At 39.8% G+C, this 25,251-nt stretch carries 21 protein-coding genes and 1 riboswitch; all 21 genes read left to right on the plus strand.

What is annotated here, in order from left to right; all coding sequences use genetic code 11:
• Positions 1-131: 131 nt before the first annotated feature.
• The 21 genes from HMPREF2837_RS00155 (at position 132) to pulA (ending at position 25,138) form a co-directional block, all read left to right on the plus strand.
• Positions 132-1,208, plus strand: coding sequence for an aspartate-semialdehyde dehydrogenase (locus HMPREF2837_RS00155; protein WP_000542499.1), 1,077 nt, complete (start codon positions 132-134; stop codon positions 1,206-1,208).
• A gap of 50 nt (positions 1,209-1,258) precedes the next feature.
• Positions 1,259-2,194, plus strand: a complete 936-nt coding sequence (gene dapA / locus HMPREF2837_RS00160; protein WP_000121596.1) for a 4-hydroxy-tetrahydrodipicolinate synthase — start codon at positions 1,259-1,261, stop codon at positions 2,192-2,194.
• Between the two features lie 112 nt (positions 2,195-2,306).
• A complete protein-coding gene (gene dprA / locus HMPREF2837_RS00165) occupies positions 2,307-3,164 on the plus strand; it encodes a DNA-processing protein DprA (RefSeq protein WP_148131773.1) in 858 nt (285 codons plus the stop codon).
• Between the two features lie 118 nt (positions 3,165-3,282).
• Entirely contained in the window at positions 3,283-5,370 is a 2,088-nt protein-coding gene (gene topA, locus HMPREF2837_RS00170) for a type I DNA topoisomerase (RefSeq protein WP_049549568.1), read from the plus strand.
• Positions 5,371-5,476: 106 nt separating this feature from the next.
• On the plus strand, positions 5,477-5,836 hold the full coding sequence (locus tag HMPREF2837_RS00175; RefSeq protein WP_045763427.1) for a YbaN family protein: 360 nt from the start codon (positions 5,477-5,479) through the stop codon (positions 5,834-5,836).
• Between the two features lie 93 nt (positions 5,837-5,929).
• Positions 5,930-6,562, plus strand: coding sequence for a copper homeostasis protein CutC (locus HMPREF2837_RS00180; RefSeq protein WP_049549569.1), 633 nt, complete (start codon positions 5,930-5,932; stop codon positions 6,560-6,562).
• A gap of 43 nt (positions 6,563-6,605) precedes the next feature.
• A complete protein-coding gene (locus HMPREF2837_RS00185; RefSeq protein WP_049549570.1) occupies positions 6,606-7,262 on the plus strand; it encodes an MmcQ/YjbR family DNA-binding protein in 657 nt (218 codons plus the stop codon).
• 314 nt (positions 7,263-7,576) lie between these two features.
• Entirely contained in the window at positions 7,577-9,139 is a 1,563-nt protein-coding gene (locus HMPREF2837_RS00190) for a 2-isopropylmalate synthase (RefSeq protein WP_049549571.1), read from the plus strand.
• Between the two features lie 11 nt (positions 9,140-9,150).
• Entirely contained in the window at positions 9,151-10,188 is a 1,038-nt protein-coding gene (gene leuB, locus HMPREF2837_RS00195) for a 3-isopropylmalate dehydrogenase (RefSeq protein ID WP_049549572.1), read from the plus strand.
• A complete protein-coding gene (locus HMPREF2837_RS00200; protein ID WP_049549573.1) occupies positions 10,185-10,454 on the plus strand; it encodes a DUF1294 domain-containing protein in 270 nt (89 codons plus the stop codon). The genes leuB and HMPREF2837_RS00200 overlap by 4 nt, the downstream gene beginning before the upstream one ends.
• Positions 10,455-10,457: 3 nt before the next feature.
• Positions 10,458-11,840: a 3-isopropylmalate dehydratase large subunit gene (gene leuC, locus HMPREF2837_RS00205; protein WP_049549574.1), complete on the plus strand. Its 1,383-nt coding sequence runs from the start codon at positions 10,458-10,460 to the stop codon at positions 11,838-11,840.
• A 9-nt stretch (positions 11,841-11,849) separates the two neighbouring features.
• Positions 11,850-12,443, plus strand: coding sequence for a 3-isopropylmalate dehydratase small subunit (leuD, locus tag HMPREF2837_RS00210; RefSeq protein WP_075230492.1), 594 nt, complete (start codon positions 11,850-11,852; stop codon positions 12,441-12,443).
• Positions 12,444-12,468: 25 nt separating this feature from the next.
• Complete coding sequence (locus HMPREF2837_RS00215; protein ID WP_000160496.1) at positions 12,469-13,248, plus strand: L-threonylcarbamoyladenylate synthase; 780 nt, start codon at positions 12,469-12,471, stop codon at positions 13,246-13,248.
• A 151-nt stretch (positions 13,249-13,399) separates the two neighbouring features.
• A complete protein-coding gene (locus tag HMPREF2837_RS00220) occupies positions 13,400-15,343 on the plus strand; it encodes an McrB family protein (RefSeq protein ID WP_075230493.1) in 1,944 nt (647 codons plus the stop codon).
• On the plus strand, positions 15,330-16,658 hold the full coding sequence (locus HMPREF2837_RS00225) for an McrC family protein (protein ID WP_075230494.1): 1,329 nt from the start codon (positions 15,330-15,332) through the stop codon (positions 16,656-16,658). The genes HMPREF2837_RS00220 and HMPREF2837_RS00225 overlap by 14 nt, the downstream gene beginning before the upstream one ends.
• Positions 16,659-16,828: 170 nt before the next feature.
• The gene (guaC, locus tag HMPREF2837_RS00230; protein WP_049549577.1) at positions 16,829-17,812 is read left to right on the plus strand and encodes a GMP reductase; all 984 of its coding nucleotides are present in this window, start codon (positions 16,829-16,831) and stop codon (positions 17,810-17,812) included.
• Positions 17,805-17,901, plus strand: a riboswitch (purine riboswitch). (Overlaps the previous gene by 8 nt.)
• A gap of 76 nt (positions 17,902-17,977) precedes the next feature.
• Positions 17,978-18,559, plus strand: a complete 582-nt coding sequence (locus HMPREF2837_RS00235; protein WP_049549578.1) for a xanthine phosphoribosyltransferase — start codon at positions 17,978-17,980, stop codon at positions 18,557-18,559.
• Positions 18,559-19,818: a nucleobase:cation symporter-2 family protein gene (locus HMPREF2837_RS00240; RefSeq protein WP_049549579.1), complete on the plus strand. Its 1,260-nt coding sequence runs from the start codon at positions 18,559-18,561 to the stop codon at positions 19,816-19,818. Before HMPREF2837_RS00235 ends, HMPREF2837_RS00240 begins: the two co-directional genes overlap by 1 nt.
• Positions 19,819-19,911: 93 nt before the next feature.
• Positions 19,912-21,870, plus strand: coding sequence for an NAD-dependent DNA ligase LigA (ligA, locus tag HMPREF2837_RS00245; protein ID WP_049549580.1), 1,959 nt, complete (start codon positions 19,912-19,914; stop codon positions 21,868-21,870).
• A gap of 3 nt (positions 21,871-21,873) precedes the next feature.
• Positions 21,874-22,824 (plus strand): diacylglycerol kinase family lipid kinase, encoded by a 951-nt coding sequence (locus HMPREF2837_RS00250; RefSeq protein ID WP_049549581.1) that lies wholly within the window; start codon positions 21,874-21,876, stop codon positions 22,822-22,824.
• 31 nt (positions 22,825-22,855) lie between these two features.
• The gene (pulA, locus tag HMPREF2837_RS00255; protein WP_049549582.1) at positions 22,856-25,138 is read left to right on the plus strand and encodes a type I pullulanase; all 2,283 of its coding nucleotides are present in this window, start codon (positions 22,856-22,858) and stop codon (positions 25,136-25,138) included.
• The last annotated feature ends 113 nt before the right edge of the window (positions 25,139-25,251 follow it).

Here is a 25,251-nt window from a genome sequence, read left to right on the forward strand (position 1 = left end):
CAGGAAAGTGGAAGTTACTTTGAGAAATTACCTTCAGAAAATAGATAGGAAAAAGACTTTTCAATTTTGGTAAAAAGTAGTATAATGTTTCTATTATAGAAATTTTTAGAAAATTCCGAAAGAGGTTTGTTATGGGATACACAGTTGCTGTTGTTGGCGCTACAGGTGCCGTTGGTGCTCAAATGATCAAAATGTTGGAAGAATCAACTCTTCCGATCGATAAGATTCGTTACCTTGCGTCTGCACGTTCTGCAGGAAAGGTTTTACAATTCAAAGGTCAAGATGTGACTATCGAAGAAACAACAGAAGATGCTTTTGAAGGGGTTGATATAGCTCTCTTCTCAGCTGGTGGATCAACTTCTGCAAAATACGCACCTTATGCTGTTAAGGCAGGTGCAGTCGTCGTAGATAACACTTCTTACTTCCGTCAAAATCCAGATGTACCATTGGTTGTTCCTGAAGTGAATGCTCACGCCCTTGATGCTCACAACGGAATCATCTCTTGTCCTAACTGTTCAACAATTCAAATGATGGTAGCTCTTGAACCAGTTCGTCAGAAATGGGGCTTGGACCGTATCATCGTATCAACTTATCAAGCAGTTTCAGGTGCTGGTATGGGAGCAATTCTTGAAACCCAACGTGAGCTTCGTGAAGTCTTGAATGACGGTGTAAATCCACGTGATTTGCATGCGGAAATCCTGCCTTCAGGTGGAGATAAGAAACACTATCCAATCGCCTTCAATGCTCTTCCGCAAATTGACGTCTTCACTGACAATGACTACACTTACGAAGAGATGAAGATGACCAATGAAACCAAGAAAATCATGGAAGACGATAGCATTGCCGTATCAGCAACATGTGTACGTATTCCAGTTTTGTCAGCTCACTCTGAGTCAGTCTATATTGAAACAAAAGAAGTAGCACCAATCGAAGAAGTGAAAGCAGCTATTGCTGCCTTCCCAGGTGCGGTTCTTGAAGATGATGTTGCTCACCAAATCTATCCTCAAGCAGTAAATGCTGTTGGTTCACGTGATACCTTCGTTGGACGTATCCGTAAAGACTTGGATGCAGAAAAAGGTATTCATATGTGGGTAGTATCTGATAATCTTCTTAAAGGTGCAGCTTGGAACTCAGTTCAAATCGCAGAAACACTTCACGAACGTGGTCTAGTACGCCCAACAGCTGAATTAAAATTTGAATTGAAATAATGTGTAGGAGTTCATTTGAACTCCTTCTTTAAAATAGAGAGGTGTTTTGTATGTCTTATCAAGATTTAAAAGATTGTAAAATTATCACGGCCTTTATTACTCCTTTTCATGAAGATGGGTCAATCAATTTCGATGCCATTCCAAAGTTGATTGAACATTTATTAGCACATCATACAGACGGAATTCTCCTAGCAGGAACAACTGCTGAGAGTCCGACTCTAACTCACGATGAGGAGTTGCAGTTGTTTGCAGCTGTTCAAAAGGTTGTCAATGGCCGTGTTCCTTTAATCGCTGGTGTTGGTACCAATGATACACGAGACTCTATTGAGTTCGTCAAGGAGGTAGCAGAGTTTGGCGGTTTTGCGGCTGGTCTTGCGATTGTTCCTTACTACAATAAACCATCTCAAGAAGGTATGTATCAACACTTTAAAGCTATTGCAGATGCATCTGATTTACCTATCATTATCTATAACATTCCAGGTCGTGTAGTTGTAGAAATGACTCCAGATACCTTACTTCGTTTGGCGGAACATCCAAATATCATTGGTGTTAAGGAATGTACCAGCCTTGCCAATATGGCTTACTTGATTGAGCATAAGCCAGAAGAATTCTTGGTATACACTGGTGAGGATGGAGATGCCTTCCATGCTATGAACCTTGGTGCAGACGGAGTTATATCTGTTGCTTCCCACACAAATGGGGATGAGATGCATGAAATGTTCACTGCAATCGAAGAAAGTGATATGAAGAAAGCGGCAGCTATTCAACGTAAATTTATTCCTAAAGTTAATGCTCTCTTCTCATACCCAAGTCCGGCACCTGTTAAGGCAGTACTCAACTATATGGGATTCGAAGCAGGGCCAACTCGTCTACCTTTGGTTCCTGCGCCTGAAGAGGATGCTAAACGCATTATCAAGGTTGTTATTGATGGGGATTACGAAGCAACCAAGGCAACTGTCACCGGAGTTCTTCGTCCTGATTACTAAAATTTTCATTATTAATAATAGAAACTTCCTAAACAAGTCAATTTGTTGGGAAGTTTTTTTCTTTTTTTACGAATAAATAGATAGAGAGAAAAATAAGGAGTCTATCATGAAAATTAAGATTGATAATTTTGAGATTTATAAGTTAAAACAAGCAGGTCTAAGTAATCAACAAGTTCTAAAGGTACTTCAATATGGAGAAATCTATGATCAAGAATTACCCCTAGAAACGATAGCAGAAGCATCTGAGTGTCGAAATCCAGTGGTTTTTATGGAACGTTACCATAAACTCACCTTTGAAAGTATGGAGCGATTAAGAAGTGACTTTGAAAAATTTCCCTCTTTTTCCATCCTAGACGATGTCTATCCATTTGCTCTCAGTGAAATCTATGATGCTCCAGTATTGTTATTTTATAAGGGCGATTTAAATCTCTTAAAGTTGCCTAAGATTGCAGTTGTGGGCAGTCGCTCTTGTAGTCAAACAGGGACAAAATCAGTCCGTAAGATTATTGAAGAACTGGAGAATGAGCTGGTGATTGTGAGTGGGCTTGCTAGAGGGATTGATACTGCAGCGCATATGTCTATTCTTCAAGGTGGTGGAAAAACTATTGCAGTTATAGGGACTGGCTTGGATGTCTATTATCCTCGATCTAATAAACGACTGCAGGACTACATCGGTGAATATCATTTGCTACTGAGTGAATATGGACCGGGTGAAGAACCTTTGAAATATCACTTTCCAGCACGAAATCGGATTATTGCTGGCCTATGTATGGGTGTTATCGTTGCTGAGGCAAAGATGAGATCTGGTAGTTTGATTACCTGTGAGCGAGCTATGGAAGAAGGAAGAGATGTTTTTGCTATTCCAGGTAGCATTTTAGATGGTCGTTCAGATGGTTGTCATCACTTGGTTCAAGAAGGTGCAAAACTTGTTTCGAGTGGTCAGGATGTGCTAGCAGAATTTGAATTTTAAGAACTAGCAAGGTTTTATCGGTTAAACTTTTCTTCTATATATAAGAGTTAAGTCTTGACAGGTTTTTAAAAATGGTTTACACTTTATAAAGTTTATTACTTTGAAAAGGTGTGATACTGTGGCTACGGCAACAAAGAAAAAAAAATCAATAGTTAAAAAAAATCTAGTAATCGTGGAGTCGCCTGCAAAGGCTAAAACGATTGAGAAATACCTGGGTAGAAATTATAAGGTTTTAGCCAGTGTTGGTCATATTCGTGATTTGAAAAAATCCAGTATGTCAGTCGATGTAGAAAATAATTATGAACCCCAATATATCAATATTCGTGGGAAAGGTCCTCTGATCAATGACTTGAAAAAAGAAGCTAAAAAATCCAGTAAAGTCTTTCTCGCAAGTGACCCGGACCGCGAAGGAGAAGCTATTTCTTGGCATTTAGCTCATATTCTGAATCTTGATGAAAATGATGCTAACCGTGTTGTTTTCAACGAGATTACAAAAGATGCAGTAAAAAATGCTTTTAAAGAACCTCGTAAGATTGACATGGATTTGGTGGATGCCCAACAAGCTCGTCGTGTATTGGACCGCTTGGTAGGTTATTCTATCTCACCAATTTTATGGAAAAAGGTTAAGAAGGGCTTATCAGCTGGCCGTGTTCAGTCTGTTGCGCTCAAGTTAATCATTGACCGTGAAAATGAGATCAATGCTTTTCAACCAGAAGAATATTGGACTATTGATGGAGTCTTCAAAAAGGGGACTAAGCAATTCCAAGCATCTTTCTATGGAATGAATGGCAAGAAGATGAAATTGACTAGTAATGAAGAAGTCAAAGAAGTCTTGTCTCACCTATCCAGCAAAGACTTTACAGTGGATCAGGTAGATAAAAAAGAGCGCAAGCGTAATGCTCCACTACCTTATACTACCTCAACTATGCAGATGGATGCAGCTAATAAAATCAATTTCCGTACTCGAAAGACCATGATGGTTGCCCAACAACTCTATGAAGGGATTAATATTGGTACGGGTGTCCAAGGTTTGATCACCTATATGCGTACAGACTCGACTCGTATCAGTCCAGTTGCACAAAATGAAGCTGCAAGCTACATCAATGAACGTTTTGGTAGTAAGTATTCTAAGCATGGTAGCAAGGTCAAAAATGCTACTGGTGCTCAAGATGCCCATGAGGCTATTCGTCCATCAAGTGTCTTTAACACGCCAGAAAAAATTGCTAAATACTTAGACAAAGACCAACTAAAACTCTATACCCTTATCTGGAACCGTTTTGTAGCGAGTCAGATGACTGGTGCCATCTTTGATACCATGGCTGTTAAGCTCTCTCAAAATGGAGTTCAATTTGCAGCAAATGGTAGTCAAGTTAAGTTTGATGGTTACTTGGCCATTTACAATGACTCAGATAAGAATAAGATGTTGCCGGACATGGCAGTTGGTGATGTGGTCAAACAGGTCAATAGTAAACCTGAGCAGCACTTCACTCAACCCCCAGCCCGATATTCGGAAGCAACACTGATTAAGACCTTGGAAGAAAATGGGGTTGGACGTCCATCGACTTATGCACCTACCATTGAAACTATTCAAAAGCGCTATTATGTGCGTTTGGCAGCCAAGCGTTTTGAACCGACAGAGTTGGGAGAAATTGTCAATAAACTGATTGTTGAGTACTTCCCTGACATTGTCAATGTGACTTTTACAGCTGAAATGGAAAGAAAACTTGATAATGTCGAGGTCGGAAAAGAACAATGGCAACGAGTCATTGATGAATTTTACAAACCCTTCTCTAAAGAGGTTGCCAAAGCCGAAGAGGAAATGGAAAAAATCCAAATCAAGGATGAGCCAGCAGGATTTGATTGTGAAGAGTGTGGTAGTCCGATGGTCATTAAACTTGGTCGTTTTGGTAAGTTTTATGCTTGTAGCAATTTCCCAGATTGCCGTCATACACAGGCTATCGTGAAAGAGATTGGTGTTGAGTGTCCAAGCTGTCATCAAGGACAAATTATTGAACGAAAAACTAAGCGTAATCGTATCTTCTATGGTTGCAATCGCTATCCAGAGTGTGAATTCACTTCTTGGGACAAGCCTGTAGGGCGAGATTGTCCGAAATGTGGAAACTTCCTCATGGAGAAAAAGGTCCGTGGTGGCGGTAAGCAAATCGTTTGTAGCAATGGTGATTACGAAGAAGAAAAAATCAAATAAAAAATGAGTCCTGAAAGTAAATTTCAGGCTCTTTTTAGTAAAGGCTTGACAAAATTCCTTACTTTGTGGGAAACTAGTAGTTGATTATTTTAAACTAGGAGAAGTTATGCGTATTATTTATCTGATTATTGGATTTCTGTCATTAGCTCTGGCTATTGTTGGAGTTGTCTTGCCCTTGTTGCCTACGACTCCTTTTCTTCTGTTGTCTATTGCTTGTTTTTCCAGAAGTTCCAAGCGTTTTGAAGATTGGCTTTATCATACCAAACTTTACCAGACTTATGTTGCGGACTTTCGTGAGACCAAGTCTATTGCGCGTGAACGTAAAAAAAAGATTATTGTATCTATTTATATCTTGATGGGAATTTCCATTTATTTTGCGCCTCTTTTACCAGTCAAAATCGGTTTGGGATGTTTAACCATCTTTATTACTTACTATCTTTTTAAGGTGATTCCTGATAAAGAATAGCTTTAATAAGTAACGATTTCCCTTGATAAAAATAAAAACATATTCACAACAATATGATATAATAAATTCAAAGTAATACTCAAGGAGAATCAAATGATTTACGAATTTTGTGCTGAAAATGTGACCTTGCTTGAAAAAGCTATGCAGGCAGGAGCTCGTCGCATCGAGCTCTGTGATAATCTAGCAGTTGGTGGAACAACTCCAAGCTACGGAGTGACAAAGGCAGCTGTGGAACTGGCGGCCGACTACGATACGAACATTATGACTATGATTCGCCCGCGTGGTGGTGATTTTGTCTACAATGATTTAGAAGTTGCTATCATGCTTGAGGATATTGCTCTAACTGCTCAAGCAGGAAGCCAAGGCGTTGTCTTTGGTGCATTGACTGCTGATAAGAAATTGGATAAGGCCAACCTTGAAAAATTAATTGCAGCATCTAAAGGTATGGAGATTGTCTTCCATATGGCTTTCGATGATTTGAGCGATGAAGATCAGTTGGAAGCCATTGATTGGCTCAGCCAGGCTGGTGTAACACGCATCCTCGCTCGAGCTGGTGTATCTGGCGACTCGTTAGAGAAACGCTTTGCTCACTATCATAGAATTCTAGAACACGCTGCAGGAAAAATTGAAATTTTACCAGGTGGGGGGATTGACATGGACAACCGTCAAACCTTTATTGACCAACTGGGCGTGACACAATTACATGGAACTAAGGTTGTCTTTTAAAAAATAGAAAGGAACTGCTAGCTTATGGTAGCAGTTTTCGCTTATGTTTGAAATTTTTAAGGCCTACCAATTTAACAGTAAAAAGGCTAAAGAGTATGGATTTGTAGAAAATCAAGGCGTATGGATCCATAGTTCGACTATCTTGCAGGGAGACTTTCTCATGATGCTTACAGTTGAGGATGGAGTCTTAGGTTTTCAAGTTTATGACCAAGAAACTGGGGATCTCTATCCTCAAGTTCATATGACCAGTATGAGAGGGACATTTGTAGGAAGTGTCCGTGAAGCCTGCTTAGAAGTTCTTTATGAAATCCGAAAGTCTTGTTTTGATGTGCAGGATTTTATCTATCCTCAGACCAAGAGAATCATGACTCGTGTTCAAGAAAAGTATGAAAATCAATTAGAATACTTATGGGAGAAATCTCCTGATACTGCGATTTTACGCCATGAAAATAATCAGAAGTGGTATGCGGTTCTTATGAAGATTTCTTGGGATAAGCTTGAAAAGGGCAGAGAAGGATTAGTGGAAATAGTCAATCTCAAACATGATCAAGTATCTGATTTGTTGGTAAAAAAAGGGATTTATCCAGCCTTTCATATGAACAAGCGCTACTGGATTAGTCTTCCACTCGATGACACTCTAACTGACGAAAAGGTGCTTGAATTATTTGAGAGAAGTTGGTTTTTGACTTCTAAGAAATAAATAAACATATTTGAGTTTTCAAATACTTTCAATTAGCAAAATATTCTTTACTAAAGAAATTTTCAGAAAATATTGGATTTTTTCTTGACATGTGTTTTTTCATATGCTAAAATACTAAACAAGATATCAAACGAAGGAGAAAGTCAAGCATGAAAACAGCTAAGTTTAATCAATTTGCTTTGTTGTTGAGGTACTCGGGCTAGTGCAGAAGCATTAGTCCTGTTTGGCTTACCAAGCGGGAGTAAATCAACATCTCGCTTGGAACTCCGAGCGAGATGTTTTTTTAAAACCAAATTTAGAAAAGGGGAAATCTTATGAGAACAGTTGAATTTCTAGATACTAGCCTTCGAGATGGTGAGCAGACACCAGGTGTTAATTTTTCTATTAAGGAAAAGATTGCCATTGCGAGACAACTGGAAAAATGGGGAATTTCGGCAATTGAAGCTGGTTTTCCAGCGGCTAGCCCAGACTCATTTACGGCAGTGCAGGAGATTGCTAAGGTCTTGAAGAAAACGGCGGTGACTGGTTTGGCACGCTCTGTCAAGTCTGATATTGATGCTTGTTATGAGGCCCTCAAGGACGCCAAGTATCCACAAGTGCACGTCTTTATTGCTACCAGTCCCATTCACCGCAAGTATAAGCTCAATAAGAGCAAGGAAGAGATTTTGGAAGCTATTAAGGAGCACGTTTCTTATGCCCGTTCTAAGTTTGAGATAGTCGAATTCTCTCCTGAGGATGCGACTAGAACAGAGTTGTATTTCCTCTTGCAAGTTGTTCAAACAGCGGTTGATGCAGGGGCGTCTTATATCAATATTCCTGATACGGTTGGATTCACCACTCCAGAAGAGTACGGAGCTATCTTCAAATACTTGATTGAAAATGTCAAGACGGATCGTCAGATTATCTATTCGCCTCACTGTCACGATGACCTTGGAATGGCAGTGGCTAATAGCCTTGCTGCTGTCAAGAATGGTGCAGGACGTGTTGAAGGGACTATCAACGGTATTGGTGAGCGAGCTGGTAATGCTGCTTTGGAAGAAATTGCAGTTGCTCTCAATATTCGCCAAGATTACTATCAAGCAGTAACCAGTATTGTCCTAAATGAAACCATCAATACTTCTGAAATGGTTTCTCGCTTCTCAGGTATTCCAGTTCCTAAAAATAAGGCTGTGATCGGTGGCAATGCCTTCTCTCACGAATCTGGTATTCACCAAGACGGAGTTCTTAAAAATCCTCTCACTTATGAGATCATCACCCCTGAATTGGTTGGTGTCAAGAGTAATAGTCTTCCACTTGGAAAATTGTCTGGTCGCCATGCCTTTGTTGAGAAACTAAGAGAATTGGCACTAGATTTTACAGAAGAGGATATCAAGCCACTCTTTGCTAAGTTCAAGGCGTTGGCAGACAAGAAACAAGAAATCACAGATGCAGATATTCGTGCGCTGGTAGCTGGAACCATGGTTGAAAATCCAGAAGGCTTCCACTTTGATGATTTACAACTGCAAACTCATGCGGATAATGATATCGAAGCGCTCGTTAGCCTAGCCAACATGGATGGCGAGAAAGTCGAATTTAATGCAACAGGACAAGGTTCTGTTGAAGCTATCTTCAATGCTATCGACAAATTCTTCAATCAATCCGTTCGCTTGGTGTCCTACACTATTGACGCTGTGACAGATGGAATCGATGCTCAAGCTCGGGTCTTGGTCACTGTTGAAAATAGAGATACAGAAACCATCTTTAACGCAGCAGGTCTTGACTTTGATGTGTTGAAGGCTTCGGCTATTGCCTACATCAATGCCAATACCTTTGTTCAAAAAGAGAATGCTGGTGAGATGGGACGCAGTGTTTCCTATCGTGACATGCCTAGTGTGTAAAGGAGAAGGCTATGACAAAGAAAATAGTAGCTCTAGCAGGGGATGGAATCGGCCCAGAAATCATGGAGGCTGGGTTAGAGGTTCTGGAAGCTATAGCTAAAAAAACAGGCTTTGATTATGAAATAGACAGACGACCTTTTGGAGGTGCAGGTATTGATGTTACAGGACATCCCTTGCCAGACGAAACGCTCAAGGCTTCTAGAGAAGCGGATGCTATTCTACTCGCTGCAATTGGTAGTCCTCAGTATGATGATGCTACAGTTCGACCCGAACAAGGGCTTTTGGCACTCCGAAAGGAACTCAATCTCTATGCTAATATTCGTCCAGTTAAAATTTTTGAGAGTCTTAAGCACTTATCGCCTCTCAAACCTGAACGAATTGCTGGTGTTGACTTTGTTGTAGTACGTGAGTTGATAGGTGGGATTTACTTTGGTGATCATATCCTTGAAGACCGAAAAGCGCGTGATATCAATGATTATAGTTATGAGGAAGTAGAGCGGATTATTCGCAAGGCCTTTGAAATTGCAAGAAGTCGGAGAAAAATCCTTACCAGTATTGATAAGCAAAATGTTTTGGCAACATCAAAACTTTGGAGGAAAGTGGCTGAAGAAGTCGCGAAAGATTATCCCGATGTAACCCTGGAGCACCAGCTGGTCGACTCGGCTGCCATGCTCATGATTACAAATCCATCCAAATTTGATGTTATCGTGACAGAGAATCTTTTCGGGGACATCCTCTCGGATGAGTCAAGTGTTCTATCTGGTACACTTGGAGTTATGCCATCAGCCAGTCACTCTGAGAAAGGGCCAAGCCTCTATGAACCCATTCATGGTTCAGCGCCTGATATCGCAGGTCTAGGTATTGCCAATCCTATTTCCATGATTTTATCAGTTGCTATGATGTTGCGTGATAGTTTTGGACGATATGATGATGCAAAGCGTATCGAAGATGCTGTTGAAGCAACTTTAGCAGTAGGAATTTTAACGAGAGATATAGGAGGACAGGCTTCGACCAAGGAAATGACGGAAGCCATTATCGCAAGACTATGAAACTAAACGAAGGAATTACTTTTGCCCTCCTGATTTGGAATCTCATTATTTTCTTGATATATGGCATTGACAAATTCAAGGCAAGGAGAAGAGCTTGGCGCATCCCAGAGAAAATCTTACTCATTTTAGCCTTTGCTTGTGGTGGTTTTGGTGCCTGTCTAGCAGGAATCGTTTTTCATCACAAGACTAGAAAATGGTATTTTAAAACAGTTTGGTTTCTAGGAATGGTGACCACGCTAGTAGCCTTATATTTTATTTGGAGGTAATGGATGGCAGGAAAATCAATTTTTGATAAATTATGGGACCTCCATGTGATTACAGGAGAAGAAGGGCAGCCTCAACTCATGTATGTAGATCAACATTATATTCACGAGGTGACCAGTCCTCAGGCTTTTCAAGGATTGCGAGATGCAGGACGTAGATTGAGACGACCCGATTTAACATTTGGGACCTTTGACCACAATGTTCCAACTGTCAATATCTACGATATTCGAGATGTAATCTCCAAAGCACAGATTGATAAGTTAGCTGAAAATGTTGAAGAGTTTGGAATTGAACATACTGCCCACGGTTCAGAAAAGCAAGGTATCGTTCATATGGTTGGTCCAGAAACAGGAAGAACACAACCAGGAAAATTTATCGTCTGTGGTGATAGCCATACTGCAACTCACGGAGCTTTTGGAGCGATTGCCTTCGGTATTGGAACCAGTGAGGTTGAACATGTCTTTGCAACCCAAACCATTTGGCAGGTTAAACCCAAGAAAATGTTGGTGGAATTCACAGGAGTTCCTCAAAAAGGGGTTTATGCCAAAGATTTCATTCTAGCTTTGATTGCCAAATACGGTGTCGCTTGTGGTGTTGGCTACGTGGTGGAGTATCGAGGTCAGGCCATTGATGCACTTAGCATGGAAGAGTGTATGACTATCTGCAATATGTCCATCGAATTTGGTTCCAAAATGGGAATTATGAATCCAGATCAGAGGACTTATGATTATTTGAAGGGGCGAGAGTGTGTTCCCAAGGATTTTGATGCGGCAGTAGCTGATTGGAAAAGGCTTATTAGCGACGACGATGCCGTTTATGACAAGGTTATCCGAATGGATGTCTCTGAATTGGCTCCTATGGTGACTTGGGGAACCAGTCCTGCTATGGGTGTTGACTTTGATAGTAGCTTCCCAGAAATAAAGGATATGAATGATGAACGTGCTTATCATTACATGGATTTACAACCAGGTCAGAAACCAGCAGATATCCAACTAGGCTATGTCTTTATTGGCTCTTGTACAAATGCTCGTCTCAGTGATTTACAACTGGCAGCTCGATTTGTCGAAGGGAAGAAGATTGCCCCTAACTTAACAGCTATTGTGGTACCTGGTTCTCGACCAGTCAAACGAGCTGCTGAAAAGTTGGGCTTGGATAAGGTTTTCCAAGATGCTGGCTTTGAGTGGAGAGATCCAGGGTGTTCTATGTGTCTTGGAATGAATCCTGATAAAGTACCAGATGGCGTGCACTGTGCCTCAACCAGTAACCGCAACTTTGAAGACAGACAAGGTTTTGGTGCTAAAACACACCTCTGCAGTCCAGCAATGGCAGCAGCAGCAGCTATTGCAGGGCGCTTCGTAGATGTTCGACAAATGTCAGAAGCCCAGTAAGGAGAGGATATGGAAAAATTTACAGTTTATACGGGAACGACCGTTCCTCTGATGAATGACAATATCGATACCGACCAAATTCTTCCCAAACAGTTTCTGAAGTTAATTGACAAGAAAGGTTTTGGCAAATACCTCATGTATGCTTGGCGTTATTTGGATGACAAGTATACTGAGGATCCAGACTTTGTCTTTAACAGATCTGAATATCGGAAAGCTAGTATTCTCATCTCAGGGGATAACTTTGGGGCAGGGTCTTCGAGGGAACACGCAGCTTGGGCTTTAGCAGACTACGGTTTTAAGGTCGTGATTGCAGGGTCTTTTGGGGATATTCATTACAATAATGAGCTCAATAATGGCATGTTGCCTATTGTTCAACCTAGGGAAGTTAGAGAAAAACTCGCCCAGCTAAAACCAAGTGACCAGGTAACTGTGGACTTGGAACAACAAAAAATCATCTCACCGGTTGGAGAATTCACTTTCGAAATCGATAGTGAATGGAAACACAAACTCTTAAATGGTTTGGATGATATCGGTATTACCTTGCAGTATGAAGATTTGATTGCTGCCTATGAAAAACAACGACCAGCCTATTGGCAGGATTAGAAAAAATAGAAAAGGAAATAGAACTATGACAAAACACATTCAATGGAAGGGAACACTTTCACAAGAAGGATATGACATTTTAAAAGGTGAGGGCGGATGTATCGTTTGCCCTACAAAAGTTGGTTACATCATCATGACTAGTGATAAGGCAGGACTTGAACGCAAGTTTGAAGCCAAAGAGCGTAACCGTAACAAACCAGGTGTTGTTCTCTGCGGTAGCATGGATGAGCTTCGCGCTTTAGCACAACTCAACCCAGAAATTGAAGCCTTTTACCAAAAACATTGGGACGAAGACATTCTTCTTGGTTGTATCCTTCCTTGGAAACCAGAAGCTTTTGAAAAACTCAAAGCTTATGGGGATGGGCGTGAAGAACTCATGACTGACGTGCGTGGTACTAGTTGTTTTGTTATCAAGTTCGGGAAAGCAGGTGAACAATTGGCTGCCAAACTTTGGGAAGAAGGCAAGATGGTTTATGCCTCATCAGCTAACCCATCTGGAAAAGGAAATAGAGGTAAGGTAGAAGGAATTGGAGAACGCATCGAAGGAGCAGTGGACCTTGTTATCGAGGCGGACGACTATGTGGCATCTATCCAGCCTGACAAAACGATTGAAACACGATACGAGCAAGGTGTGATGGTCTCTATGGTCGATAAAGATGGCAAACTCATCCCAGAACAAGGAGGAGCACGATCAACCTCACCAGCACCAGTTGTTATCCGTAAAGGGCTTGACATTGATAAAATCATGATGCACCTGTCAGATACCTTTAACTCATGGGACTACCGTCAGGGAGAGTATTATTAAGATAAAAAAGAAGTCTAGTGTTATGAGGGAATACCCTACTCTACACTAGGCTTTTCTTTAGAAATTCTTTTCTTTTTTTATAGGGTATGATATTCTATATATGAAATATCTAGTTTTTTATTCGAACATTATTATAAAAGGAGTAAGATTGATGCTGAAAAGAAAAGTTAGTTTGGAAGATTTTTATGATTGGTACCAAGAAAATAAGATAAGATTAAGAGAAGATGCATCTAAATATAGTATTTACAATGAACAATTACGTGAAGAATTTCTCAGAGAGTGGCCACTTGATAGAATTTTAACCATGTCTATTGATGATTATGTTATTGGAAAGGGGGAGAAAAACAACTCATTTTGCTATGCTCTTGAGATAGGAAAGTACCAATCATTATTTATGGGTATTGGCGGAGGAGGTTCTTCAAAATTTGGTATTTATTGGAATGAGGATACCAAAAGCTATAAGAACCAAGCTAATAAAATCATTCCAGAATCAGAACTAGAAGATCGGTTTAACAAATTAAAATCTGATTTGTATGAGATTATCCAAGCTGGTATAAAGTTAGATTTCAATAATCCTATTTTTGACATTAAAAAGTCAAATAATGAGTTTATTGGGCGTTCTGCAGTTGTTACAAAACTGCTTTGTATCTATTCTGAGGGATATCCTTTCTTAGGCATAAATCTTAATAGTCAAAAGAGATTCTGGAACAAGCTACTTCCTCAAAAAAATAAAGGGGGACCTTATCTTCAGAATCATGAGATTTGTAAACTATTTTCTAAAACCTATCCTGAACTAGAACCTTCAATTTTGGGTAGTATTTTATTTGAATATTCAAAATATTTTATAGATAGTGATAATAAGCAAGGAGAGAAAGAAATGTCTGAACAAAATAATATCCATCATCCCTTGAGTAATATCTTATTACAATCAAAAAACCTCATTCTCCGTGGTGCACCAGGAACGGGAAAAACTTATCTTGCTAAGGAAATTGCCAAAGAATTAACGGATGGCAACGAAGACCAAATCGGATTTGTACAATTTCACCCATCCTATGATTATACAGATTTTGTGGAGGGTTTAAGACCGGTATCAAATGGGGATGGAGCTATTGAGTTTAAGCTACAGGATGGTATTTTTAAAGATTTTTGTCAGAAGGCAAAAGAAGCCCAATTGATTGGAGGACAAGATAATTTTGATGAGGCTTGGGATTCTTACTTAGAATATATAAATGTTGCTGAAGAAAAAGAATATATAACAAAAACATCTTACTTATCTGTTAATAGTAGACAAAATTTGTCAGTAAATTATGATAGTGGTGTTCCAGGATGGTCACTACCTCGCAAATATGTTTACGAGTTGTATAAAGATAAAAATTATAATAAGCAAGAATACTACAAAAGTGGTGGAAGAACTGTCCTAGAAACATTGAGAAAGAGATTTGGTCTTAAAGACTACCTTTCTCCAACAGAGGTTGATACAGACAAGAAATTCGTCTTCATCATCGATGAAATAAATCGTGGAGAAATATCTAAGATTTTTGGTGAACTCTTTTTCTCCATTGATCCTGGCTATCGTGGTGAGAAGGGGAGTGTTTCTACCCAATATGCCAATCTACACGAAACTGATGAAAAGTTTTATATCCCAGAAAATGTTTATATCATCGGAACCATGAATGATATTGACCGTTCGGTGGATACTTTTGATTTTGCTATGCGTCGTCGTTTCCGTTTTGTTGAAATTACTGCTGAAAGTCAATTTTATATCCTAGATGAGAAACTAGGTGAATATGCTGAAGAAGCTAAAACTCGACTAAGGAACTTGAATGCTGAAATTGAAAAACTTCAGGAGCTAAATAGTCATTATCATATCGGTCCAAGTTATTTCCTTAAATTGGAGGAAGTGAATTTTGACTATGAATTACTCTGGTCTGATTATCTGAAACCACTCTTGGAAGATTATTTACGAGGTTCTTACGAGGAAGCTGAAACTATAGTAAATTTGAAAAAGGCCTTTGACAAGACAAGCAATGAGCAAAAAAATCAGGTAGTTACTGACAACAATGAAGGCGATGGAAATGAAAATGCGGATCACTGATAATCAGCATAAGATTATTAAAGAAGACTTTGTTGCAGAATATCCCAAAATAAGCCAACTTCTCTTAGATCGAACATTAGGAAATCTTTCTCAAGAAGACAATATCTTTATTTTTCCAAATGACCTAGAATATTCTCCGGACTTGGATAAGGATCAAAAAATCTTAGAAACTGTCAATCAGGAAATAAAGACAGGAAATATCATTGGATTTCTTGGCTACGGTCAGGAGAGATTAACCATTTCTTCTCGCTTTTCAAACGAAAGTGATGACTATTTTTTGCATTATCTATTGCAAAAGGTTCTTCATATCAATTTGACTAGTTTAGATGTTGCTTTGTCGCGTAAAGATAAGCTCTATCAACTTTTGATGTATCTATTTCCCAAGTATTTGCAAGCTACTCTCCGAAAAGGTCTTTATAAGGAATACCAGAGATTTTCTCATAATGACAGTCATGTTAAGGGAGTGATTGATGTAGGAAATCATCTCAAGAAAAATCTTCCTTTCACGGGAAATATTGCCTACACAACAAGAGAGTTCACCTATGATAATCCCCTCATGCAGCTGATCCGTCACACTATTGAATTCATGAAGAATCAGAAAAGTATAGGGAGAGGAGTTCTTGATAATCTCTCTATTAGTCGTGAAAATGTGGCAGAAATCGTGCGAGTAACCTCATCTTATAAACTAGCTGATCGAGCTAAGATTATCAGACTAAATCAAACCAAACCTCTTCGTCATGCCTACTTTCGAGAGTACAGAAAATTGCAAGAGCTTTGCCTGATGATCCTAAATAGAGAAGAGCATGGTTTAGGATACCAAGAGCAAAAAATCCATGGTATTCTTTTTGATGTTGCTTGGCTTTGGGAAGAGTATGTTCATACTTTGTTGCCAAAAGAGTTCATCCATCCTAGAAATAAGGATAAGACGGATGGTATTTCAGTATTTTCTAATCGTGAAAGAAAAATATTTCCAGATTTTTATCATAAAGAGTTAAAAATCGTTTTAGATGCTAAATACAAAAAACTGGAATTGACTGAAAAGGGAATCAATCGTGAAGACTTGTTCCAGCTGATTTCTTATTCTTATATTTTAAAAGCTGAGCAGGCTGGGCTTGTTTTTCCAAGCAAGGAAAAGGTAGTTGATAATGAGATAGGTAAGCTAGCAGGTTATGGAGCCTTGTTGAAGAAATGTTCTATCCAAGTCCCTGGACAAGCTGAAAGCTATCAAGATTTTGTCAGGAAGATGGAGTCCTTTGAAAAAGTATTTATCGAAAATCTCAGCAGGGATTTAAAAGGTAAGACAAATACAGGGTAAATGTCTAGTTATCTCCTTGATTGAAAACGAAAAAAACGAACATTATTTGTTTTCGGTCATAATAATTGACAAAAAACGGACATTATTGTAAACTTGTTAGAGTAATTGTCTGGAAAAGACGAGGCTATTCCTAACTTTAGGAAAGTCTAAAGAAGAGAAATGAGAGATATATGTTAAACGAATTTCCAATCTTTGACTATGAAGATATTCAGCTAATCCCAAATAAGTGTGTCCTTCAAAGTCGAGCAGAAGCTGATACACATGTGACCTTGGGGAAACATACCTTTAAGTTGCCAGTTGTTCCTTCTAATATGCAGACTATCTTGGATGAAGATGTTGCAGAACAACTTGCAAAAGGTGGTTATTTCTATATCATGCATCGCTTCGATGAAGCTGGACGCATTCCTTTTGTGAAACGCATGCATGAGAAAGGTTTGATTGCTTCTATCTCTGTTGGTGTTAAAGATTACGAGTATGACTTTGTTAGTCAATTAAAGGCTGATGCACCAGAGTACATCACTATTGATATCGCTCATGGTCATGCTGACAGCGTGATTTCTATGATTCAGCACATCAAGAAAGAATTGCCAGAGACTTTTGTAATCGCTGGTAACGTTGGGACTCCAGAAGCTGTGCGTGAACTTGAAAATGCTGGTGCGGATGCGACTAAGGTTGGAATCGGTCCAGGGAAGGTTTGTATCACTAAAGTAAAAACAGGTTTTGGTACTGGTGGATGGCAGTTAGCGGCCCTTCGCTGGTGTGCTAAAGCTGCGCGTAAACCGATTATTGCCGATGGTGGTATCCGTACACACGGAGATATTGCCAAGTCAATCCGCTTTGGTGCAAGTATGGTTATGATTGGTTCTTTATTTGCAGGCCATATCGAAAGCCCTGGTAAAACTGTCGAAGTCGATGGTAAACAATTTAAAGAATACTATGGTTCCGCTTCAGAATACCAAAAAGGTGCCTATAAGAATGTCGAAGGTAAGAAAATTCTTCTTCCTGCCAAAGGACATTTACAAGATACCCTAACTGAGATGGAACAAGATTTGCAAAGTTCGATTTCTTACGCTGGAGGTCGAAAGGTAGCTGATCTTAGACATGTAGATTATGTGATTGTGAAGAACTCTATCTGGAATGGAGATGCTCACTAAAAATATGATTACTTATTTATGCCGCGAATTGGCGTGGCGTTTCTACAAGGTACCGTAAATACCTAACAATGAGTAAGTCGAAGAGAGATAAAAGAAGCAGGGATATCTGTTTCAATCTTTCTAAGGGGCTTACTATGTAAGTCCCTTTTTATTTCGGAGGTTATTGTGAAATTACTAGAGGAACGTATTTTAAAAGATGGGAATATTCTAGGTGAGAATATTCTTAAGGTGGATTCTTTCTTAACTCACCAAGTTGATTATAAGTTAATGCGCGAGATTGGTCGCACCTTTGCAGAATATTTTAAAATTGCAGGTATTACCAAAGTCGTAACCATTGAAGCATCTGGAATTGCTCCAGCTCTATATGTTGCAGAACAATTAGATGTACCTATGATTTTTGCTAAGAAGGCAAAAAATATTACCATGAATGAAGGAATTTTAACTGCTGAGGTTTATTCTTTCACTAAACAAGTAACTAGTACCGTATCCATTGCAGGGAAGTTCTTATCTCCAGGAGATAAAGTATTAATTATTGATGATTTCTTGGCTAATGGTCAAGCAGCTAAAGGTTTGATTCAGATTATCGAACAAGCTGGTGCTACAGTCGAGGCCGTCGGAATTGTGATTGAAAAATCTTTCCAAGATGGTCGTGAACTGTTAGAAAAATCAGGTCATCAGGTAGTATCACTTGCTCGCTTAGAGCGTTTTGAAAATGGAAGAGTTATCTTCAAGGAGGCAGACATCTAATGAATCAAAAAGAAAACCACTCAAAAGCGGCCGTATTGGGCTTGCAACACTTACTTGCCATGTACTCAGGTTCAATCCTGGTACCAATCATGATTGCAGGTGCCCTAGGTTACTCGCCACAACAACTGACATACCTTATCTCTACAGATATCTTTATGTGTGGTGTTGCAACTCTATTGCAGTTACAATTAAATAAATATTTCGGTGTCGGTTTACCGGTTGTTCTGGGTGTGGCCTTTCAGTCTGTTGCTCCACTTATTATGATTGGACAAAGTCACGGTAGTGGTGCTATGTTTGGTGCCTTGATTGCTTCTGGTATTTATGTCGTTCTTGTAGCAGGCGTATTTTCTAAGATTGCTAATCTGTTCCCTTCAATCGTAACGGGTTCTGTCATTACAACAATCGGATTGACCTTGATTCCAGTAGCTATTGGGAATATGGGAAATAACGTCGAAAAACCAACTGGACAAAGTTTAGCATTAGCAACAATCACTATTCTTATCATTCTCTTGGTTAATATCTTTACAAAAGGATTCATTAAATCTATTTCTATTTTGATTGGTTTGATTGCAGGTACTATCATCGCTGCGACTATGGGCTTGGTTGATTTCTCTCCAGTAGCAGAAGCTCCACTTGTTCATATCCCAACTCCATTCTACTTTGGTGCTCCACAATTTGAGATTTCTTCTATTGTAATGATGTGTATCATCGCTACTGTATCAATGGTAGAATCAACTGGTGTATATCTTGCCCTTTCTGATATTACTAAAGATCCAATCGATAGCACTCGTCTCCGTAATGGTTATCGCGCTGAAGGTCTTGCTGTGTTACTTGGTGGACTTTTCAACACCTTCCCTTATACAGGATTTTCACAAAACGTAGGTTTGGTGAAGCTTTCAGGTATTCGTACACGTTTACCGATCTACTACGCTGGTGGTTTCCTCATCTTACTTGGTCTCTTGCCTAAGTTTGGTGCCTTGGCTCAGATTATTCCTAGCCCTGTTCTAGGTGGAGCAATGCTCGTTATGTTTGGTTTTGTTTCGCTCCAAGGGATGCAAATCTTGGCGCGTGTAGACTTCGAACACAATGAACACAACTTCCTCATTGCAGCGGTTTCTATCTCTGCTGGGGTGGGATTAAACGGAAGCAATCTCTTTAATACTTTACCGACTGAATTACAAATGTTCTTCTCAAATGGTATTGTTATTGCAAGTACAGTAGCCATCGTCTTGAATGCTATTTTGAATCGTAAAAAATAAAAATAAATGAGAAGTGATAGAAATATCCTTCTCATTTTCTTTTTTAGAGCTTGAGTATTGTTTATAGAGTCCTTTTTATGGTAAAATGGTTTTATGAATGAAAGAATGAAAGAGCTCGTTGAGTTGCTCAATCGCTATGCGACAGAGTATTATACAAGTGATAACCCATCTGTATCTGATAGTGAGTATGATCGTCTTTATCGTGAACTGGTAGAGTTAGAAAAAGCTCATCCAGAGCAAGTCTTGCCAGATAGTCCAACCCACCGTGTTGGCGGTAAGATTCTAGATGGATTTGAGAAATATAGTCATCAGTATCCTCTCTATAGTTTGCAGGATGCTTTTTCTCGTGAAGAGCTCGATGCCTTTGATGCGCGTGTTCGTAAAGAATTGGATGAAGTTACTTATATCTGTGAGTTAAAAATTGATGGTTTATCGATTTCCTTGACTTATGGGCAAGGAATTTTTGTTGCTGGAGCTACTCGTGGTGATGGCTCCATTGGTGAAAACATCACTGAAAATCTTAAACGAGTGAAAGACATTCCTTTATCATTATCTGAAAAAATAGATATAACAGTTCGTGGTGAATGTTATATGCCGAGAGCTTCTTTTGACCAGGTCAATCAATCTCGTCAAGAAAACGGGGAGCCAGAATTTGCCAATCCACGAAATGCTGCTGCAGGAACCCTTCGCCAGTTAGACACAGGAGTAGTAGCTAAGCGTAATCTTGCAACTTTCCTCTATCAGGAAGCAAGTCCTTCAACTAGAGACAGCCAAGAGAAGGTTTTAAATCATCTGGAACAGTTGGGCTTTGTGGTTAACCCTAGACGACTATTAGCCCATAGCATGGACGAAGTTTGGGAATTTATCCAAGAAGTAGGTCAAGAAAGAGACCAATTGCCATATGATATCGACGGTGTCGTGATTAAGGTCAACGACCTAGCTGGTCAAGAGCAACTTGGTTTTACAGTTAAAGCACCTAAGTGGGCAGTCGCTTATAAGTTCCCTGCAGAAGAAAAAGAAGCAAAATTGCTTTCTGTTGACTGGACAGTAGGAAGAACTGGTGTCGTAACTCCGACTGCTAATCTTACTCCGGTGCAATTGGCAGGTACAACAGTTAGTCGTGCAACGCTTCATAATGTAGACTATATCGCTGAAAAGGATATCCGAAAAGAGGATACAGTCATTGTCTACAAGGCGGGAGATATCATTCCAGCTGTTTTACGAGTGGTAGAGTCTAAGCGTGTGTCAGAGGAGAAACTAGATATTCCAACAAACTGTCCAAGTTGTGAGAGCAAGCTGTTACACTTTGAAGATGAGGTGGCTCTTCGTTGTATAAACCCACGTTGTCCAGCTCAGATTAAGGAAGGTTTGACGCATTTCGCATCGCGTGATGCTATGAATATCTCTGGCCTTGGCCCATCAATCGTGGAGAAATTATTTGCTGCCAATTTGGTTAAGGATGTTGCAGATATTTATCGCTTGACTGTGGAAGATTTGCTTTTGCTGGATGGTATCAAGGAAAAATCTGCTCAAAAGCTCTACCAGGCTATTCAAGCATCCAAAGAAAATTCTGCTGAAAAACTTTTGTTTGGTTTGGGGATTCGTCATGTAGGAAGTAAGGCAAGTCAGTTGCTTTTACAAAACTTCCAATCAATCGAATCGCTAGCACAAGCCAATCCTGAAGAAATTGCAAATATTGAAAGTTTGGGGAGTGTCATTGCTCAAAGCCTACAGACCTATTTTGCTACAGAGGGTTCTGAAATCCTTTTAAGGGAATTGAAAGAATCAGGTGTTAATCTAGACTACAAAGGACAGACAGTTGCAGCAAATGCAGCCTTGTCTGGTCTAACTGTCGTATTGACAGGAAAGCTAGAGCGTTTGAATCGCTCAGAAGCTAAAAATAAATTAGAAAGTCTAGGAGCCAAGGTTACTGGTAGTGTGTCGAAAAAAACAGACCTTGTTGTAGCAGGAGCAGATGCAGGAAGCAAGCTCCAAAAAGCACAAGAACTGGGAATAGAGATTCGTGATGAAGCTTGGCTTGAGAGTTTGTAAGCTATGAAAGAAGTAAAAAAACGCGCACGTCTCATTTATAATCCGACCTCAGGCCAGGAAATTATCAAGCAAAATATCGCAGAAGTTCTAGAAGTGTTAGAGAGCATAGGCTATGAAACAAGTGCTTTTCAGACCAAACCTGAACACTTATCAGCCCAGAAAGAAGCAGAAAGAGCTACAAAAGCTGGATTTGATTTGGTTTTGGTAGCTGGTGGCGATGGTACTATCAATGAAGTGGTTAATGGAATTGCACCTCTGGAACATCGTCCAAAGATAGCCATCATTCCTACTGGAACTACCAATGACTATGCAAGAGCATTGAAAATCCCCATGGGCGATCCAGTTGCTGCAGCGAAGATCATTGCTAAAAATGAAACCAAGCAAATTGATATTGGTCGTGCCTTTGGTGATAAGTATTTCATCAATATTGCTGCGGCAGGAGCTCTTACGGAGTTAACTTTTAGTGTTCCGAGTGAACTAAAGACGCGTTTGGGTTATCTGGCCTACGTTGCTAAAGGCTTCGAGATGTTTCCAAAATCCAAAGCCCGTCCTGTTCGTATTTACCATGATTGGGGAATTTTTACAGGAGAAGTTTCTCTTGTCTTTGTTGCCTTGACCAATTCTATTGGTGGATTTGAGCAATTCGCACCTGATACCAAACTGGATGATGGCAATTTCACGCTTATTCTAGTAAAGACAGATAAAATCCTAGATATGTTGAGTCTGCTAGTTCAGGCCATGAACGGAGGCCAACACGTGTCAGATGTCAATGTTGAATATCTGAAAACGAGTAAACTCCGAATTGAAACTTTAGATCAGGAAGAGCCGTTTATGCTTAATCTTGATGGAGAATACGGTGGCGACACACCAGTAGATTTGGAAGTATGTCATAATCACATTGAGTTTTTTGTGAATCGTGAGGCACTTGATCAAGAAATTATTAGTAACATATAAAATCAAATTAATTTAGAAATTAGGAAGAACCATGTACAATTATCCTGTACTTATTCATTACCATCGTAAGGATGAAGCATACGAGGCTTGCAGTTTCAGCAAAAAGCCTCTAGATTCAGTAGAGCTTATCAAAGAAGAAGAATATTTTGGAGCTAAATTTTCACTGACTCAATCGAGTGAAGTAGCCCTTGAGACCATGACTTTTACTGTTGAAAAAGATGGTGTCAGCAAAGAATATCCTATTCGCTTCAATTACTATCCACTTTTGACAGAGGTTTGGATTTTGGATGGAGACGATACAGTTTATTACTCTGAAAATCCAGCTATTGCCAGTCCCCACTATAAGGACCAAAATCCTTTTGCCTTCGACAAGGCAATCAATAGCGCTAGTTTTGACCACCACTGGGGTTATCAAGGAGAGTTGGGATGTCAAGTTTCTGAAACTGAAACAAGATTTAGCCTATGGGCACCAACAGCTACATCTGTCCAAGTAGTAGTCTATGAATCTGCAAGTAACGACGCACCTATCCTTAAAACCTTTGAAATGGAGCGTGGAAATAGTTACTCCTATAGTCACAAGTATAATACAATTGGTGTTTGGAGTTTATCAGTTCCAGAAAGCTTAGCAGGTTGTGCTTACCACTACCAAATTGACTTTCCTCATCACCAGTCATTAACTCGTGATCCATATACAATAGCGACAAGTCCTGATGGAAAACGTTCAGCCATTGTCTCAAACCAAGATCGTCAAGTCGAAGGTTTTGAGGTTAAGCATGGTACAGAAGCAACTTGGCGTTTGGAAAATCCTTGCCAGGCAGTTGTGTATGAAATGCATATCCGTGATTTGACTAAGTCTGAAACCTCTGGTGTTGCGCCGGAATTAAGAGGAACCTTCTTAGGTGCAGCGCAAACTGGAACAGTTAACCAATATGGTCAATCGACAGCGTTTGATTACATCAAAGAACTTGGTGTCAACTATGTTCAGTTGCAACCAATTGCTGACCGTCATAAAGAATACGACGCTGATGGAAATGTAACTTATAACTGGGGATATGATCCACAAAACTACAATGCTCCAGAAACTAGCATGTCTACAAATACAAATGATCCAGGTCAAGCTATCCGTGATTTGAAAGCCATGGTCCAAGCTTATCACGATGCTGGTATCGGTGTTATTATGGACGTTGTTTACAATCATACCTTCTCAACGGTGGATGCGCCATTCCAAACAACGGTTCCTGATTATTATTATCGAATGAACCATGATGGAACCTACCAAAATGGAACAGGAGTCGGTAACGAAACTGCCAGTGAGCATGAAATGTTCCGTAAATATATGATTGATTCTCTTCTCTACTGGGTAAAAGAATACAATATTGACGGTTTCCGCTTTGATTTGATGGGAATACATGACGTCAAAACCATGCAGATGATTCGTTGGGCTATGGACGAAGTCGATCCGAAAATCATCCTGTATGGAGAAGGTTGGGATATGGGAACAGGTCTTGCTCCTTATGACAAGGCTAAGAAAGACAATGCCTACCAGTTGCCAAACATTGGATTCTTTAATGATAATCAACGTGATGCGGTCAAAGGTTGTGAAGTCTATGGCTCTATCAAATCTGGCTTCATCAGTGGAGCAGGTACTGAGCCGATCCTCGCAAAGGCTATTCTTGGAAGTCGTGAGCTGGGTTCTTACCTCAGCCCCAATCAGGTTCTTAACTACGTAGAAGCCCACGATAACTATAATTTACATGATTTACTTAAAACTCTTCATCCGATGGAGAGTGATAAACGTATCATGAAGAAAGTAGAAACAGCGACAGCCATGAACCTTCTCATGCAAGGGATGGCCTTCATGGAACTGGGGCAAGAGTTTGGCCGTACTAAACTCGTAGCTACAGGCGAAAATGGAGAGTTGACTCACGCAGATCGTGAGCGAGCAATGAACAGTTACAATGCTCCTGATAGCGTCAACCAAGTTAACTGGGATTTGATCAATGAGCGTCAAGATAGCATCGAGTTTGTCCGTCAGATTATCCGTCTTAAAACCCAGACTAGTGCCTTTTCATACCCTACCTATGAAGAAGTCTACCGTCATGTATTTGTTCATACAGCCATTGAAAATAGTGGTTGGATTGTCTACGAGATTCATGGTGGTGAAGAGCACTTTTTGGTTGTTTTCAATGCTAAAGGGGCTTCATTTTACTATGAAAATGCAGGCAACCTTGAAATGTTGGTAACTAATAGCCGTTCTAACCAAGAAAATGTTATTGACGACGTCAGTGTGGCAGTCTTGAATGTTTTATCCTAAAAAATAACCCAAAACTCAAGATTTATGCTTGAGTTTTTATTTGAAAAAAACGCTAAATTTCAATTTTAAGTTAGCCAGCAAGAAGTCTTCTCTAGGCGACTTGTAGTTCAAGC

This window comes from Streptococcus sp. HMSC071D03, from assembly GCF_001812125.1.
Classification (GTDB): domain Bacteria; phylum Bacillota; class Bacilli; order Lactobacillales; family Streptococcaceae; genus Streptococcus; species Streptococcus pseudopneumoniae_N.

Coding starts and splice junctions, on each gene's coding strand:
- guaC (WP_049549577.1), top strand. CDS start 16,829: ATGTTAAACGAATTTCCAATCTTTGACTATGAAGATATTCAGCTAATC.
- leuD (WP_075230492.1), top strand. CDS start 11,850: ATGGAAAAATTTACAGTTTATACGGGAACGACCGTTCCTCTGATGAAT.
- HMPREF2837_RS00215 (WP_000160496.1), top strand. CDS start 12,469: ATGACAAAACACATTCAATGGAAGGGAACACTTTCACAAGAAGGATAT.
- ligA (WP_049549580.1), top strand. CDS start 19,912: ATGAATGAAAGAATGAAAGAGCTCGTTGAGTTGCTCAATCGCTATGCG.
- dapA (WP_000121596.1), top strand. CDS start 1,259: ATGTCTTATCAAGATTTAAAAGATTGTAAAATTATCACGGCCTTTATT.
- HMPREF2837_RS00180 (WP_049549569.1), top strand. CDS start 5,930: ATGATTTACGAATTTTGTGCTGAAAATGTGACCTTGCTTGAAAAAGCT.
- pulA (WP_049549582.1), top strand. CDS start 22,856: ATGTACAATTATCCTGTACTTATTCATTACCATCGTAAGGATGAAGCA.
- leuC (WP_049549574.1), top strand. CDS start 10,458: ATGGCAGGAAAATCAATTTTTGATAAATTATGGGACCTCCATGTGATT.
- HMPREF2837_RS00190 (WP_049549571.1), top strand. CDS start 7,577: ATGAGAACAGTTGAATTTCTAGATACTAGCCTTCGAGATGGTGAGCAG.
- HMPREF2837_RS00225 (WP_075230494.1), top strand. CDS start 15,330: ATGCGGATCACTGATAATCAGCATAAGATTATTAAAGAAGACTTTGTT.
- HMPREF2837_RS00185 (WP_049549570.1), top strand. CDS start 6,606: ATGTTTGAAATTTTTAAGGCCTACCAATTTAACAGTAAAAAGGCTAAA.
- HMPREF2837_RS00175 (WP_045763427.1), top strand. CDS start 5,477: ATGCGTATTATTTATCTGATTATTGGATTTCTGTCATTAGCTCTGGCT.
- HMPREF2837_RS00240 (WP_049549579.1), top strand. CDS start 18,559: ATGAATCAAAAAGAAAACCACTCAAAAGCGGCCGTATTGGGCTTGCAA.
- HMPREF2837_RS00250 (WP_049549581.1), top strand. CDS start 21,874: ATGAAAGAAGTAAAAAAACGCGCACGTCTCATTTATAATCCGACCTCA.
- HMPREF2837_RS00220 (WP_075230493.1), top strand. CDS start 13,400: ATGCTGAAAAGAAAAGTTAGTTTGGAAGATTTTTATGATTGGTACCAA.
- HMPREF2837_RS00200 (WP_049549573.1), top strand. CDS start 10,185: ATGAAACTAAACGAAGGAATTACTTTTGCCCTCCTGATTTGGAATCTC.
- HMPREF2837_RS00155 (WP_000542499.1), top strand. CDS start 132: ATGGGATACACAGTTGCTGTTGTTGGCGCTACAGGTGCCGTTGGTGCT.
- leuB (WP_049549572.1), top strand. CDS start 9,151: ATGACAAAGAAAATAGTAGCTCTAGCAGGGGATGGAATCGGCCCAGAA.